This is a genomic window from Telluria sp. RT2P19 (assembly GCF_059685725.1).
On record NZ_JCASIL010000032.1, the window covers coordinates 1 to 15649 of the forward strand.

The following is a 15649-nucleotide window of genomic DNA, read 5'->3' on the forward strand; positions in this document are numbered from 1 at the left end:
CTGCCGAATTACCTGGGTTGGCTGTGGGCCCTCGATGGTGGGCGAGTTACTTCTGTCGAGCAATTGCTACGCATCGCGATCGGATTCATCCATAGGTAACGGTGACATCGCCTTTTTATTTGCCAGAACCCCCATCCCATGGGCCGATGGTGAAGGCCGCCCCCTGGATGTGCTGGACGGTGGGCTCGCCCGCGAGATGATCCTGCAAGCCCGCCATGAACAGCTGGTGGTCGTTACTGGCTTCAAAGCGCGGGGTATGATCTTCCAGCGTCTGCCAGCGCACGACGAGTGTAAATTGCGCGGGTTGCTCGATCCCCCGTGCCAGCAAATGGCCGCGGTAGCCGTGCGCACGACTGAGCAGCGGAGCGACTTCGGCAAAAGCCCGTCCGAATGCATCGATGTGTTCAGGCCGGACGGGCAGCGTGGCGATTTCGTAGACCATGGTGTTCTCCTCTCAAAGCGAAGCAACCGTTCAGGCTCGGGCGCTGGTACGATCGGCCGCCGGTCCCACGGCGATCGCGATCTTGCCGCGCAGGCCATTGTCAGGACTTTCCAGCCGCGCATGGGCGAGCCCGATGTCGGACAGCGGGTAGACGGCGCCGATGTGCGGTTTCAGCTGGCCACGCTCGATCAGGGCGCTCAATTCGTCGAGCTTGCCGCGGTTCTGCCGCGTGAAGACGAAGTGGTAGCTCGCATTCTTGCCCCAGGCCTGGATGAGGTTTTGCGGCTTCGCGATGTCCACGATCGACACGACGCGACCGAGTTGCGCCAGCACGTCCGCGCTGCGCGACAGGGTGTCGCCGCCGATGGTGTCGAAGACCACATCGACGCCATGGCCGCCGGTCTCGCGCAGGATGGCCTCGACATAATCCTCTTTCAGGTAGTCGATGGTCACATCGGCGCCGAGGCCGCGTACGAACGCCGCATTATCCTCGCGAACCGTGGTGAACACCTTTGCTCCCATGGCTTTCGCGACCTGGATCACGACATGGCCGACCCCTCCCGCGCCGCCGTGGATCAGGATGCTTTCGCCGGCTTTCAACTGCGCGCGAACGGCAAGCGCCTCCCAGGCCGTGCCGCCGACGAGCGTCAGGCTGGCTGCCTCGAGATGGGTCAGCGACGCAGGCTTCTTCCCGACGATGTTTTCAAAGGCGACGTGGTACTCGGCGTAGCTTCCAGGGCCGTCGAAGATCTGCGGGGTGTACCAGACCTCGTCGCCCGGCGCGAAAGCCGTCACGCCAGGTCCGACTTCCTCGACGGTGCCCGAGACATCGTGTCCGGTAATGCCTGGCAACGGCACCAGGTCGGCATAGTCGCCACGGCGGACCTGGTAGTCCAGGGGATTGATGGACGTGGCCTGCACCCGTACCAATACCTGTCCTGCCTGCGGCGCCGGCTTCGGTACCTCACGCAGTTCGAATGATTCCGGGCCGCCAAAAGAAGTGAGCACTTGAGCTTTCATGATTGATCCTCGTTTCGTTAAAAAGGAATATCGGGAATTATCGATATATAGTGGCAAAAAAAATTACAGTTCTTTTCCGATGAGTTCGGCAAGCGCACCGATCGCTGCTTCGTTGCGCTTGTAGTACGTCCACTGGCCGATACGCCGTACCTCAACCAGGCCAGCCCTTTGCAGCGTCGCAAGGTAATCCGACACCGTCGACTGCGACAAGCCGACACCTTCCTGGATGCTGCTGACACACACACCGACCGTGTTGACGTCGCCTTCATCCTGCGGAGGGAAATTGTTTGCAGGATCCTTCAAGCCTTTCAAGATGTCGAGGCGTGTACGGTTCGAGAGGGCTTTGAAGATGTCTAGCAGTTCCATGGAGTCTAGTATATCGAGATATCCCGATATGTAAAGACATGTTTTCGATCTCTCGAACAACGCTCGGTTGTTTCAGGTGTTCATTTCGCCGTTGCAAAATGAAACAATGTTCAGTGGAGTGTGCATCGCGATAAACTGGATAGAACCTGATAACGTGTCCAAGTACTTGAATCTACTGCGAATAATCTGCCAGACGACAATCACGGCCGGGCTGGCACGCCGTTTGCACTATGAAGGGCGACACCCACCGCATCAGAAAGGACACAGCATGACCAAGCTCTCCGCCGGCGCTGCATTTCGCAAGGCAATACAAGAAGAATCTCCGTTGCAAGTCGTCGGCGCGATCAACGCCAACCACGCCTTGCTGGCGCAACGGGCCGGCTTCAAGGCGATCTACCTGTCGGGCGGCGGCGTGGCGGCAGGTTCGCTGGGCCTGCCGGATCTTGGCATCTCGAATCTGGACGACGTCCTGACCGACGTGCGCCGCATCACCGACGTGTGCGACCTGCCGCTGCTGGTCGACGTCGACACGGGCTTCGGCGCCTCGGCCTTCAACGTCGCGCGCACCGTGCGCACCCTGGTCAAGGCCGGCGCGGCCGCCTGTCATATCGAAGACCAGGTCGGCGCCAAGCGCTGCGGCCACCGTCCGGGCAAGGAAATCGTCAGCAAGGACGAGATGGTCGACCGCATCAAGGCCGCCGCCGATGCGCGCCCGGATGACGACTTCGTGATCATGGCGCGCACCGATGCGCTGGCCGTGGAAGGCCTGGACGCCGCCATCGAACGCGCCGTGGCTTGCGTCGAAGCCGGCGCCGACATGATCTTCCCCGAAGCGATGACGACCCTGGAGATGTATAAACAGTTCGCCGACGCGGTCAAGGTGCCGGTGCTGGCCAATATCACCGAATTCGGCGCGACCCCGCTGTTTACCGTCGACGAGCTGAAAGGGGCGGGCGTGGGCCTGGTGCTGTATCCGCTGTCGGCGTTCCGCGCCATGAACAAGGCGGCCGAGAACGTGTACAACGCAATCCGCCGCGACGGCACCCAGCAGAACGTGCTCGACACCATGCAGACGCGCGCCGAACTGTACGACCGCATCGACTACCATAGTTATGAACAGAAGCTCGACGCGCTGTTCGCCCAGAGCAAAGCCAAATGAACGCCAGGTAACAGGAGACCGGAACATGAACATCCAAAACAACGAGACCCCAACCTTCAAGCCGAAGAAATCCGTAGCCCTGTCCGGCGTCGCCGCGGGCAATACCGCGCTATGCTCGGTCGGCAAATCCGGCAATGACCTGCACTACCGCGGCTACGACATCCTGGACGTCGCCGATGCCTGCGAATTCGAGGAAATCGCCTACCTGCTGGTGCACGGCAAGCTGCCGAACGAGGCCGAGCTGCGCGGCTATAAAGCCAAACTGCGCTCGCTGCGCGGCCTGCCTGCTGCGGTCAAGAGCGCGCTCGAGGCGCTGCCGGCCGGTGCCCATCCGATGGACGTGATGCGCACCGGCGTATCGGTGCTGGGCTGCACCCTGCCCGAGAAGGATGACCACAATATCGCCGGAGCGCGCGATATCGCCGACCGCCTGATGGCGTCGTTCGGCTCCATGCTGCTGTACTGGTATCACTACAGCCATAACAGCAAGCGCATCGAGGTCGAAACCGACGACGACTCGATCGGCGGCCACTTCCTGCACCTGCTGCACGGCTTCAAGCCGAGCCAATCGTGGGTGCAGGCGATGCACACCTCGCTGATCCTGTACGCCGAGCACGAATTCAACGCCTCGACCTTCACCAGCCGCGTGATCGCCGGCACCGGTTCCGACATCCACTCGGCCATCACTGGCGCCATTGGTGCGCTGCGCGGTCCGAAGCACGGCGGCGCCAATGAAGTGGCGCTCGACATCCAGAAGCGCTACGAGAACGCCGACGAAGCCGAAGCCGATATCCGCAACCGCGTGGCCAACAAGGAAGTGGTGATCGGCTTCGGCCATCCGGTGTATACGATCTCGGACCCGCGCAACAAGGTGATCAAGGAAGTCGCGCGCACGCTGTCGTCCGAGGCAGGCTCGATGAAGATGTTCGATATCGCCGAGCGCCTGGAATCGGTGATGTGGGAAGTCAAGAAGATGTTCCCGAACCTGGACTGGTTCTCGGCCGTGTCTTACCACATGATGGGCGTGCCGACCGCCATGTTCACGCCGCTGTTCGTCATTTCGCGTACCTCGGGCTGGGCTGCCCACGTGATCGAGCAGCGTATCGACAACAAGATCATTCGTCCAAGCGCGAACTACGTCGGTCCTGAAGACCTGCAGTTCGTGCCGCTGGCGGAGCGCAAGTAATCCATGTAGTCAATCAGTACCAGGAGCATTCGCACGTCGTTCCCGCGCAGGCGGGAACCCAAGTAAGCTTGCAGCTCACACTAGCGTTTGCACTGCCCACGCAAAATTGGGTCTTCGCCAAAGGCAGCCGCCGAGGCCGGGGACGACGGTTTTACGGCCAACTCATGAATCGAGCCGCACCATGAATACGAATCACTTGAAACCCCTTCCTGGCACCGACCTGGACTACTTCGACACGCGCGCCGCGGTCGACGCCATCCAGCCCGGCGCCTACGACACCTTGCCCTACACCTCGCGCGTGCTGGCCGAGAACCTCGTGCGCCGCTGCGATCCGGCCAGCATGCATGATGCGCTCAGGCAGATCATCGAACGCAAGCGCGACCTCGACTTCCCCTGGTTCCCGGCGCGCGTGGTCTGCCACGACATCCTGGGCCAGACCGCGCTGGTCGACCTGGCCGGCCTGCGCGACGCCATCGCGCTGCAGGGCGGCGATCCGGCCCTGGTCAATCCGGTGGTGCCGACCCAGCTCGTGGTCGACCACTCGCTGGCCGTCGAATGCGGCGGTTTCGACCCGGACGCCTTCGCCAAGAACCGCGCGATCGAGGATCGCCGCAACGAAGACCGTTTCCACTTCATCGACTGGACCAAGAAGGCCTTCCAGAACGTCGACGTCATCCCGCCCGGCAACGGCATCCTGCACCAGATCAACCTGGAACGCATGTCGCCCGTGATCCAGGTAGAGAAGGGCGTGGCCTATCCGGACACCCTGGTCGGCACCGACTCGCACACCCCGATGGTCGACGCGCTGGGCGTGATCGCGATCGGCGTCGGCGGTCTGGAGGCCGAGAGCGTGATGCTGGGCCGCGCATCCTACATGCGCCTGCCCGACATCGTCGGCGTGGAGCTGACGGGCAAGCCGCAACCGGGCATCACCGCCACCGACATCGTGCTGGCGCTGACCGAGTTCCTGCGCCAGTCGAAAGTCGTCTCGAGCTATCTCGAATTCTATGGCGAGGGCGCCAGGGCGCTCACCCTGGGCGACCGCGCCACGATCTCGAACATGGCGCCCGAATTCGGCGCCACCGCCGCGATGTTCTACATCGACGAGCAGACCATCAAATACCTGCGCCTGACCGGCCGCGAGGACGAGACCGTGCACCTGGTCGAGACCTATGCGAAACAGGCCGGCCTGTGGGCCGACAGCCTGCAACACGCCCAGTACGAACGCACGCTGTCGTTCGACTTGTCGAACGTGGTGCGCAATATCGCCGGCCCGTCGAACCCGCACAAGCGCGTGCCGACCTCCGAACTGGCCGCGCGCGGCATCTCCGGCACAGTCGAAAACGAACCGGGCCTGATGCCCGACGGCGCCGTGATCATCGCGGCCATCACCAGCTGCACCAACACCAACAACCCGCGCAATATGGTCGCCGCCGGCCTGCTGGCGCGTAACGCCAACCGCGCCGGCCTGCAGCGCAAGCCGTGGGTCAAGAGTTCGCTCGCGCCGGGATCGAAAGCCGTCGCCCTGTACCTGGACGAAGCCGGCCTCACGCCCGAGCTGGACAAGCTGGGCTTCGGCGTCGTGGCGTTTGCCTGCACCACCTGCAACGGCATGAGCGGCGCGCTCGATCCGGCCATCCAGCAAGAGATCGTCGAGCGCGACCTGTATGCGACCGCCGTCCTGTCGGGCAACCGCAATTTCGACGGCCGCATCCACCCCTATGCAAGCCAGGCCTTCCTGGCCTCGCCGCCGCTGGTGGTGGCGTATGCGATCGCCGGCACGATCCGCTTCGATATCGAGAAGGACGTGCTGGGCCTGGATGCGTCGGGCAAGGAAATCCGCCTGGCCGACCTGTGGCCGTCGGACGAGGAAATCGACGCCGTGGTCGCCGCCAGCGTCAAGCCCGAACAGTTCCGCAAGGTCTACACGCCGATGTTCGCGCGCGTGGTGGATGACGGCAGCAAGGTCAGCCCGCTGTACGACTGGCGCCCACAGAGCACCTACATCCGCCGTCCGCCCTACTGGGAAGGCGCGCTGGCCGGCGAGCGTACGCTGGCGGGCATGCGTCCGCTGGCGGTCCTGGGCGACAACATCACCACCGACCACCTGTCGCCATCGAACGCCATCCTGCCCGATTCGGCCGCCGGCGAATACCTGGCGAAGATGGGCCTGCCCGAGGAAGACTTCAATTCCTACGCCACCCACCGCGGCGATCACCTGACGGCGCAGCGCGCGACCTTCGCCAACCCGACCCTCAAGAACGAGATGGTGAAGGATGGCCTGGGCAATGTGATGGCCGGCTCGCTGGCGCGCATCGAACCGTCGGGCGAAGTGACCCGCATGTGGGAAGCGATCGAGCATTATATGGAGCGCAAGCAGCCGCTGATCGTGGTGGCCGGCGCCGATTATGGCCAGGGTTCGTCGCGCGACTGGGCGGCCAAGGGCGTGCGCCTGGCGGGGGTCGAGGCGATCGTGGCCGAGGGCTTCGAGCGGATCCATCGCACGAACCTGGTGGGCATGGGCGTGCTGCCGCTGGAGTTCAAGCCGGGCGTCGATCGCATCTCGCTGGCGATCGATGGCACCGAGACCTTCGACGTGGTGGGCGAGCGCACGCCGCGCGCCGACCTGACGCTGGTAATCCACCGTCGCAACGGCGAAAAGCTGGAGGTGCAGGTGACCTGCCGCCTCGATACGGCCGAAGAAGTCGCGATCTACGAGGCGGGCGGGGTGCTGCAGCGCTTTGCCCAGGATTTCCTTGAATCGTCGGCGCCGAAAGCCGCCGCGTAAAGAAGGCGAACATGACCCATACTCCCCAAATCAAGATCCTCGCCACCTATATGCGTGGCGGCACCAGCAAGGGCGTCTTCTTCAAACTGGACGACCTGCCCGAATCCACCCGCGTGCCTGGCGCCGCCCGCGACGCGCTGCTGCTGCGTGTCATCGGCAGCCCCGACCCCTACGGCAAGCAGATCGACGGCATGGGCGGCGCCACCTCGAGCACCAGCAAGGCCGTCATCGTCGAGCGCAGCACCCGTCCCGATCACGACGTGGACTACCTGTTCGGCCAGGTCTCGATCGACAGGCCCTTCGTCGACTGGAGCGGCAACTGCGGCAACCTGTCGGCCGCGGTCGGGCCCTTCGCCATCGCCAACGGCCTGGTCGACCCGGCCCGGGTGCCGCGCGACGGCGTGGCCGTGGTGCGCGTGTGGCAAGCCAATATCGGCAAGACGATCATCGCCCATGTCCCGATGACGGACGGCCAGGTGCAGGAGACCGGCGACTTCGAACTCGACGGCGTCACCTTCCCGGCGGCCGAGGTGCTGCTGGAGTTCATGGACCCGGCGGCCGAAGAAGAGGGCGCGGCTGGCGCGATGTTCCCGACCGGGAACCTGATCGATGAGCTGGACGTGCCCGGCGTCGGCACCCTGCGCGCGACCATGATCAATGCCGGCATCCCGACCATCTTCATCGAGGCCGGCGCGGTCGGCTACGACGGCACCGAGCTGCAGGACGCCATCAATGGCGATGCGCGCGCGCTGGCCATGTTCGAGACCATCCGCGCCCACGGCGCGCTGCGCATGGGCCTGATCGCGAGCATCGAGGACGCGGGCAAGCGCCAGCACACGCCCAAGGTTGCCTTCGTCGCGAAGGCGGCCGGCTACGTCTCGTCCAGCGGCAAGCAGGTCGCCCAGGGCGACATCGACCTGGTGGCGCGCGCGCTCTCGATGGGCAAGCTGCATCATGCGATGATGGGCACGGCGGCGGTGGCGCTCGGCACGGCGGCCGCCATCCCCGGTACGCTGGTCAATCTCGCGGCCGGCGGCGGCGAGCGCACCGCGGTGCGCTTCGGCCATCCGTCCGGCACCCTGCGGGTGGGCGCTGAAGCAATCGAGCGCGGTGGCGTCTGGAGCGTCAGCAAGGCCATCATGAGCCGCAGCGCGCGGGTCTTGATGGAAGGGCGCATCTGCGTACCGCGTGACGGCTTCTGATTAACTGGCCACTAGCAGGCTATTGCCAGGTCAAGACGGGGGTGGCTGTCGCTTTCTCGCTTCAAGCAGTTCTGTTACCAGCCGTTCCGGGGTATGATTGTCGCTGAGTTGCTATTCTGCAACTCAATACCACCCTGGATATAGCCGCGACAGCAACGACCGATGGACGGATTTTCGACCCTGCATTCACTCGACGTTGATGACACCCGCGTGCCGGCATCGGATGTGGCGGCCCTGCGGCGCATGGTGCGCGAGCAGCGCGCCGTGTTCGAGAATGCGCCTGTCGGCATCGTCGTGACCTTGCCTGACCAGCTCCGCTCCTTCAATCCGCGCGCGGCCGAGATGTTCGGCTATTCGACGCATGAAATCGGCATCATCGCGCCGGTGGATGTGTGCACGTCGGCCGAGGATTACCAGCGCCTGATTGCCGAAGCGTTCGCGGTGCTGGGCAAGGGCGGCCTGTTCGAAAAGAGCGAACAGCAGTTCCGCCGTCGCGATGGCAGCACCTTCTGGGCGCGCCTGCGTGGCTGCGCCGTCGAACCGGGCAACCGCGCCGCCGGCACCATCTGGATCGTCGAGGACGTGACCGAAGCGCGCCAGGCCATGAGCGAGGTGCAGGCGATCATGACGAATGCCTCGATCGGCATCATTTTTACGCGCAACCGCGTGATCCGGCGCGCCAATCCCGCCTTCTGCCAGATGTTCGGCTACCGCGAGGGCGAAGCGATCGGCATCTCGACCCATTCGCTGTATCCGGACGAGGCAGCTTATCGCCACCTCGGCGCCGAGGCCTATCCGCAACTGGCTTGCGGTCTGCCGTTTCGTACCGAGCGCACCCTGGTGCGCAGAGACGGCACGACGGCCTGGTTCCAGATGATCGGCTACCAGGTCAATGCGAAAGACCCCGACAAGGGCACGATCTGGATGCTCGAGGACCGCACCCGCGAGCGCAACGACGAGCAGTCGCTGCGCGAGGCGGCCGACGCGATCCGCCGCGCGCGCGACGAGCTCGAGGTACGGGTGGCGGAGCGCACCGCCGAACTGGCCGGCGCCAACGCGCTGCTGCAGGAAGAGATCAACGAGCGGCGCCAGGCCGAGGCGCGCGTGCACCACATGGCCTACCACGACAGCCTGACCGGGCTGCCCAACCGCGCGATGCTGTCCGAGCGGCTCGACGCCGCGATGCGCGTCGCCGCTTCCGGCGACGACGCTCAGCAGGGCACGAGGCTGGCGCTGATGTTCCTTGACCTCGACCGCTTCAAGCACATCAACGATTCGCTCGGCCACATGGTCGGCGACCAGCTGCTGCGCAATGTCGCCCTGCGGCTGGTGACGGCGGTGCGGCCGGGCGACCTGGTCGCCCGGCTCGGCGGCGACGAGTTCGTGGTCTTGATGCCGGCGCTCGCCGGCGGCGAGTGCGCCGCCCACGTGGCCGACCGGATCATCGGCGCGCTGTCGATGGGCTGCCAGATCGACGGTCACTGCCTGCACATCTCGCCCTCGATCGGGATCTGCCTGTACCCGGACGACGGGGTCGACGTCGAGACCCTGATGCGTCACGCGGACGCCGCCATGTACGAGGCCAAGGCGGCCGGCCGCAACAATTACCAGTTCTTCACCGAGCGCATGAACCTGGCGGCGGCGCGCCATTTCGAGCTCGAGTCGAACCTGCACGGCGCGCTCGCGCGCCAGGAGTTCGAGCTTCACTACCAACCGATCATGTGCACCGAGTCGCGCCGTCCACGCGCGCTGGAGGTGCTGCTGCGCTGGCGCCGCGGCGAGGTGCTGGTGGGGCCGGACGAGTTCATTCCGATCCTGGAAGAGAGCGGGATGATCGTCGAGGTCGGCGAGTGGGTGATCCGCAGCGCCTGCACCCAGGCCGTGGAATGGCAGCGCGAGGGGGTGGAAGTGGTGCCGCTGGCGATCAACTTGTCGGCGCGCCAGTTCATGCACCAGGGCCTGGTGGAATCGATCCGCGCCATCGTGCGCCAGACGGGCATCGATGCGCGCCTGGTGGAGTTCGAGATCACCGAGACCGCGCTGATGCAGCATGGCGGCCAGACGCTCGACACGCTGCGCCAGATGAATGCGATGGGGATGTGCCTGTCGATCGACGATTTCGGCACGGGCTATTCGAGCCTTGCCTACCTGAAGCGCTTTCCGGTCCGCAAGATCAAGATCGACCGCGCCTTCGGGCGCGAACTCGAAGCCAGCGCCGAGGACCGCGCCATCGTGGCGGCGGTGATGGCGCTTGCCAACAGCCTGCAGTTGTCGGTGGTGGCCGAAGGGGTGGAGACGGAGGGGCAGTATGCCTTGCTGCGCTCGTTCGGGTGCCAGTTTGCGCAGGGTTACCTGTTTTCGCGGCCGCTGCCCGCGCAGCAGGTGGCGAAGTTGCTGGCGGGGTGACGCCGGCGCCAAATGATCTTGACGCCATCATCACCAAGGTCAAATCTGGATACTATTGGCGCTGTTCGCGTTAGTTATGCGAACCTTTCCGATTCGCGCCGGTCTCAGCCACTGTCGAGTTAACTCATCAGGTGGCAATGATGCAAGGCTTGGTCTTCGAAGAAGTATTTTCCGCGCTGACCTCGCTGCACCTGCATACCGACGAGGTGGCCAGGCTGCGCGCCTGGATCGCGGCGATCGTCCACCCTGGCGCCTGTCTGCACCTCGTCGCCCAGGCGGCGGGCACACCATGCTGTCCGCATTGCCAATGTCCGCGTGTCCATCGTTGCGGTGCGGCCAGCGGCCTGCAGCGCTGGCGCTGCCTGGCTTGCCGGCGCAGCTTCAATGCGCTGACGAACACGCCGCTGGCGCGCCTGCGCAAAAAGGCCGCCTGGCTACCGTACCTGCAATGCGTGCTCGATTCGCGCACGGTCCGCGCAGCAGCCGAGCTCGTCGGGGTGCACCGCAGCACCAGTTTCCGCTGGCGCCACCGTTTCGTGCCGGGGGCAGCGTGCAAGCGTCCAGATCGCCTTGAAGGCATGGTCGAGGCGGACGAAACCTATCTGCTCGAATCGCAGAAGGGCTCGCGCCACCTGACGCGTCCCGCGCGGCGGCGCGGCGGCGTGGCGACGCGGCGCGGCATCAGCCACGAACACGCGTGCCTGCTCGTCGCACGCGACCGGGGCCGGCGGACACTGGACTTTCACACTGGCCGCGGGCCGGTCAGCGCCGTGACGCTCATCGCCTGCCTGCGGCCGGTGCTGGCGCCGGACGCGGTGTTGATCAGCGATTCGGCGGCCGCTTACCGGGTCTTTGCCGACCATGCCGGGGTCGCGCACGAGGCCGTCAATCTGCGCGCCGGGGGCAAGGCCCGCGGCGCGATCCACCTGAATAACGTCAATGGCTGGCATGCCCGCTTCAAGACCTGGATCAAGCGTTTCAATGGCATCGCCAGTCGCTACCTGGTGAACTATTCGGGCTGGCAGCGCTTCCTGGATGACGGCGCTTTGCATACGCCAGCGCAATTGCTGACGGCAATCATCCAGTGCGCAACGTGCCGTCGGAAAGAAACGAATTAACGCGCACAGCGCCTGGTATTTCTCAATCCGCCAGCGTCGCCACCACCGGCGCATGATCCGACGGCTGTTCCCACTTGCGTGTCTCACGGTCGATATGGCAGGCGGTACAACGCTCGGCCAGATTCTTCGACAGCAGGATATGGTCGATGCGCAGACCGCGATTGCGGCGGAACGCCATCTGCCGGTAATCCCACCAGCTGTATTGCTTCTCCGGCTGCTCGAACAGGCGGAACGCATCCGACAAGCCCAGCGCCATCAACTCCTGCAGCGCAGCGCGCTCCGGCAGCGAAAAGTGGATCCGGCCCTCCCATTCGGCCGGGTCATGCACATCGCGCGCCTCCGGTGCGATATTGTAGTCGCCCAGGATCGCGAACTGCGCGTGCGCAGCCATCTCGGCTGTCACCCAGGTGCGCAATGCATCCAGCCAGGCCAGTTTGTACGTATACTTGTCTGAACCGACTTCCTGCCCATTCGGCACGTAGGCGCAGATGAAGCGCATGCCGTTGATGGTGGCCGCCAGCAATCGCTGCTGTGCGTCTTCGAAATGAGGATTATTCTTGACCACGTCCTTTATTGGGTGCTTCGACAAGATGGCGACGCCGTTATAGGTCTTCTGGCCCGAAAACGCGACCTGGTAGCCGGCGGCGTTCAGCTCGGCCAATGGGAACTTGTCATCGGTCAATTTAGTCTCTTGGATGCAGAGGACGTCGACCGGATTGGCGTCGAGCCATTGCAGCACATGTGAAAGTCGAACTTTCAAGGAATTTACATTCCACGTAACTATCTTCATTGTTCTATATGTGTCATGGTAAAGTGCTGGTTGTAACATACTGTTGTGCAGCGAAAATGCTTGCCAACCAGCTATTATTACCGTGTTCGCGACATCCTGGGACCGTCACTCTTCTCTCCAAGGAGAGATGGCGTTCTCATGGCTTGATAATATTGCAACAGGTGATAATAAAATTGATTAATAAATTGCCAAAGAGTATTGCTCCTTCGTCCGGTCAGCGCTATAACGTATTGACGGAGGCGGTATCAGCTAACTCCACTATGTGAGTATGTTGCTTTTCGGTAATAAAAAAATTGCGTAGGTGCAACTTCCATTGTACCATTAGCGTATCGTGAAGCAGGTTCGGTCGGGCCACACAGTTGCCGCAGACCATCGATGTCGGTAGTGGTACTATTGTGAAATATTCGGTTTCACGAGTTAATAATCCGAACGCAGATTTGAAAAAGGACAGAAATGCGCAGTGCATTTGAAGCGTGGGCCCAGCGTGAGGGCCACATCGTTCGCCGCCGCGAAGACAAGCCCGAGGAATACCTCGTTTTTGAAACCCAGCGTCGTTGGGTGATCTGGCAGGCGGCACTGGCGCATGGCGCCAAGACCGCGGCCGATGCGCCATCGAAGTTCGCCAAGGACGGCAGCCCGACGCCGGTCGCCCAGGACGAGGCAGCGGTGCGCAACCGCGTGCTGAACGAAGTGCTGGACGCCTTCAGCGAACTGGACGAAACCGCCGGGATGGAAGGCGTGCTCAAGGTGATCCAGGGCCTGAAGAAAAAGCAGAAGGCCGAGGCAGAGAAGGTCTGACCACGGTCAGGCCCGAGAGGCACCCCATGCGTTACCGCCATTACAAGGGCGGCATCTACGAGGTGGTGTGCGAAGCGGTGCTGGAAGCCGACCACACACCCGTGGTCGTCTATCGCGGCCAGGATGGCGTCGTGTGGGTAAGGCCCCGTGACGCTTTCTTCGGGACGGTAACGGTCGACGGCGCCATCATGCCGCGGTTTACCCTCCTCGACCCATCTCCTGTGTGATCATCGAAGGGCAGGGCTCAAGTTGGCGCGCATCGCTGCCGTAAACAGAAGCATCTGTCTTCCGATGTTCGCCATGTCGCTTCTATTTCCGCCATTTGCCGTTGCTGCCGTTGCCACCCTTGCCCTGCTGGGCGGGTGCGCGACCGTGTCCGAATCCCCCGTGCAGCAGCTCGAGGTGCGCGCCGTGCTCGATTACCGCGAGATCGGCGGGGTCGGGTGCGTCCTCAGCAATGACGTTGGCCGCTGGTACATGATCGCGCCGGGCCGCGTCACCGTTACCCGTAGCAGCCAGCCGATGGCGATCAGCTGCAAGAAGGGTTCGGCCGCCACCGCCGCCGAAGTGGTGCAGGCCCGTCTCGATACGGCCAACCTGATGGGCAATGTCGTCATCAGCGCCGGCCTCGGCTACTTTGTCGACCGCCACTCGGGTGCGGGGTATGGCTATCCGGCGATCCTGACCGTCCTGATGCAGCCGACTGCGCCGCCGCCCGAGGCCGAAACCGCGAGTCCGCTCGCGACGCGCGTATTCTGATCACCCACATGAAACAGCCCCGCATGCGGGGCTGTCGTCATTTCAACGCCTCAGGCGTCGATCACGCGCGCGGCATTTACACCCTGTTCATCAGGAAGGTGGTCAGGAGCGGCACGGGACGGCCGGTCGCGCCCTTGTTGGCGCCCGATTTCCAGGCCGTGCCGGCGATGTCCAGGTGGGCCCAGGTGTACTTGCGGGTGAAGTTCTCCAGGAAGCAGGCCGCGGTGATCGAGGCCGCGCCCGGGGTGCCGATATTGGCCAGGTCGGCGAAGTTCGACTTGAGCTGGTCGTTGTAGATTTCGCCCAGCGGGAAGCGCCAGGCCACGTCGCCCGCCTGCTTGCCGGCGTCGAGCAGCTCGGTCGCAAGTGCGTCGTGGGCCGCGTCGTCGCGCGTGAACAGGCCGCTGGTGTGGTGGCCCAGGGCCACGATGCAGGCGCCGGTCAGGGTCGCGATATCGACCACGGCGGCCGGCTTGAAGCGCTCGGCATAGGTCAGGGCGTCGCACAGGATCAGGCGGCCTTCGGCATCGGTATTGAGGATCTCGATGGTGGTGCCGTTCATCGCGGTGACGATGTCGCCCGGCTTGCTGGCGCGGCCCGATGGCATGTTCTCGCAGGCGGCGACGATGCCGACCACGTTGAGTTTCAGACCCATCTCGCCGATGGCGCGGAAGGTGCCCAGCACCGAGCCGGCGCCGCACATATCGTATTTCATCTCGTCCATGCCAGGGCCGGGTTTCAGCGAGATGCCGCCGGTGTCGAAGGTGATGCCCTTGCCGACCAGGACCACCGGCGCGTCTTTCGACTTGCCGCCGTTGTGCTTGAGGACGATGAACTTCGGCGCTTCGTCGCTGCCCTTGGCCACCGACAGGAAGCTGCCCATCTTGAGCGCTTCGAGCTGCTTGCGTTCCAGGACTTCGATGTCGAAGCCGTAGTCGTCGGCCAGCTTGCGCGCGGTGTTGGCCAGGAAGGTCGGGGTGCAGACGTTCGGCGACAGGTTGCCCAGTTCGCGGGTCAGGTTCATGCCGTTGGCGATCGCCGCGGCCTGGGTCAGCGTCGCCTTGTCCAGGCCAGCGGCCGGCGCGGCGACGACGATCTTGCGCACGCCGGTAATGGCCGGATCTTTCTTGCTCTTCTGGCCGTCGGTGCGGAATTCGGCTTCGCTGGCGCCGACCACCAGCGCACGCAGCGCCCAATTGGCGTCGCGCTCTTTCACGCTGTCGAGCGGGAATGCGATAATGGCATCCGCCGCGCCCAGGGTCGAGAACACCTTCAGTGCGGCGGAGACGCCGGTCGCGAAGCTTTTCTCACTGACGGTTTCATCGGCGCCCAGGCCGACCAGCAGCACGCGCGCCGCGGTAACGCCGGCCACGCCGCGCAGCAGCAGGGTCGAACCCGGCTTGCCGCTGATGTCGCCCGACTTGAGCGCCGCGCTGATGTCGCCGTTGACGTCGAGGGTCCTGGCCGCAGCCGACAGTTTCTTGTTCTCGAACACCGCTACCGCGACGACGCCGGTTTTCGCAGCGGCCAGGGTGTTTTTTGTGTCGAATGCTTTTATGCTAAAGTCCATTTGGTTCTCCGGTTCGATGTTTGGCGGCGGACTGCCTAATCTGCA

14 protein-coding genes are annotated in these 15649 nt (G+C 63.9%); 9 read left to right on the forward strand and 5 right to left on the reverse strand.

Going from position 1 to position 15649, the window contains the following annotated elements; all coding sequences use genetic code 11:
* Positions 1-115: 115 nt before the first annotated feature.
* From AC56KW_RS25380 to AC56KW_RS25390, 3 genes are all read right to left on the reverse strand, one after another.
* A complete protein-coding gene (locus tag AC56KW_RS25380) occupies positions 116-442 on the reverse strand; it encodes an antibiotic biosynthesis monooxygenase family protein (protein ID WP_497173406.1) in 327 nt (108 codons plus the stop codon).
* Positions 443-472: 30 nt separating this feature from the next.
* Positions 473-1462, reverse strand: coding sequence for a zinc-dependent alcohol dehydrogenase family protein (locus tag AC56KW_RS25385; RefSeq protein WP_497173407.1), 990 nt, complete (start codon positions 1460-1462; stop codon positions 473-475).
* Positions 1463-1525: 63 nt separating this feature from the next.
* Complete coding sequence (locus tag AC56KW_RS25390) at positions 1526-1828, reverse strand: ArsR/SmtB family transcription factor (RefSeq protein ID WP_497173408.1); 303 nt, start codon at positions 1826-1828, stop codon at positions 1526-1528.
* A gap of 268 nt (positions 1829-2096) precedes the next feature.
* On the opposite strand from AC56KW_RS25390, the gene prpB reads away from it, so the two are divergent.
* The 6 genes from prpB to AC56KW_RS25420 all read left to right on the forward strand — a co-directional run bounded on the left by prpB (position 2097) and on the right by AC56KW_RS25420 (position 11687).
* Positions 2097-2987, forward strand: coding sequence for a methylisocitrate lyase (prpB, locus tag AC56KW_RS25395; RefSeq protein WP_497173409.1), 891 nt, complete (start codon positions 2097-2099; stop codon positions 2985-2987).
* Between the two features lie 25 nt (positions 2988-3012).
* Positions 3013-4173, forward strand: coding sequence for a bifunctional 2-methylcitrate synthase/citrate synthase (prpC, locus tag AC56KW_RS25400; protein ID WP_497173410.1), 1161 nt, complete (start codon positions 3013-3015; stop codon positions 4171-4173).
* Between the two features lie 181 nt (positions 4174-4354).
* On the forward strand, positions 4355-6961 hold the full coding sequence (gene acnD / locus AC56KW_RS25405) for a Fe/S-dependent 2-methylisocitrate dehydratase AcnD (protein WP_497173411.1): 2607 nt from the start codon (positions 4355-4357) through the stop codon (positions 6959-6961).
* An 11-nt stretch (positions 6962-6972) separates the two neighbouring features.
* Entirely contained in the window at positions 6973-8163 is a 1191-nt protein-coding gene (gene prpF / locus AC56KW_RS25410; protein ID WP_497173412.1) for a 2-methylaconitate cis-trans isomerase PrpF, read from the forward strand.
* A 162-nt stretch (positions 8164-8325) separates the two neighbouring features.
* Positions 8326-10569 (forward strand): sensor domain-containing protein, encoded by a 2244-nt coding sequence (locus AC56KW_RS25415; protein WP_497173413.1) that lies wholly within the window; start codon positions 8326-8328, stop codon positions 10567-10569.
* Positions 10570-10709: 140 nt separating this feature from the next.
* Positions 10710-11687 (forward strand): IS1595 family transposase, encoded by a 978-nt coding sequence (locus AC56KW_RS25420; RefSeq protein WP_497173434.1) that lies wholly within the window; start codon positions 10710-10712, stop codon positions 11685-11687.
* A gap of 22 nt (positions 11688-11709) precedes the next feature.
* Here the strand turns inward: AC56KW_RS25420 and xth are convergent, their stop codons facing one another.
* Entirely contained in the window at positions 11710-12477 is a 768-nt protein-coding gene (gene xth / locus AC56KW_RS25425) for an exodeoxyribonuclease III (protein WP_497173435.1), read from the reverse strand.
* 453 nt (positions 12478-12930) lie between these two features.
* On the opposite strand from xth, the gene AC56KW_RS25430 reads away from it, so the two are divergent.
* The 3 genes from AC56KW_RS25430 (at position 12931) to AC56KW_RS25440 (ending at position 14034) form a co-directional block, all read left to right on the forward strand.
* A complete protein-coding gene (locus tag AC56KW_RS25430) occupies positions 12931-13275 on the forward strand; it encodes a phiTE_015 family protein (RefSeq protein ID WP_497173414.1) in 345 nt (114 codons plus the stop codon).
* A gap of 26 nt (positions 13276-13301) precedes the next feature.
* Positions 13302-13502 carry a DUF1653 domain-containing protein gene (locus AC56KW_RS25435; RefSeq protein ID WP_497173415.1) on the forward strand — a complete coding sequence of 67 codons (201 nt, stop codon included), beginning with the start codon at positions 13302-13304 and terminating at the stop codon, positions 13500-13502.
* Between the two features lie 145 nt (positions 13503-13647).
* On the forward strand, positions 13648-14034 hold the full coding sequence (locus AC56KW_RS25440) for a hypothetical protein (RefSeq protein ID WP_497173416.1): 387 nt from the start codon (positions 13648-13650) through the stop codon (positions 14032-14034).
* Positions 14035-14110: 76 nt separating this feature from the next.
* Here the strand turns inward: AC56KW_RS25440 and AC56KW_RS25445 are convergent, their stop codons facing one another.
* Positions 14111-15604: a leucyl aminopeptidase gene (locus AC56KW_RS25445; protein WP_497173417.1), complete on the reverse strand. Its 1494-nt coding sequence runs from the start codon at positions 15602-15604 to the stop codon at positions 14111-14113.
* Between the last annotated feature and the right edge of the window lie 45 nt (positions 15605-15649).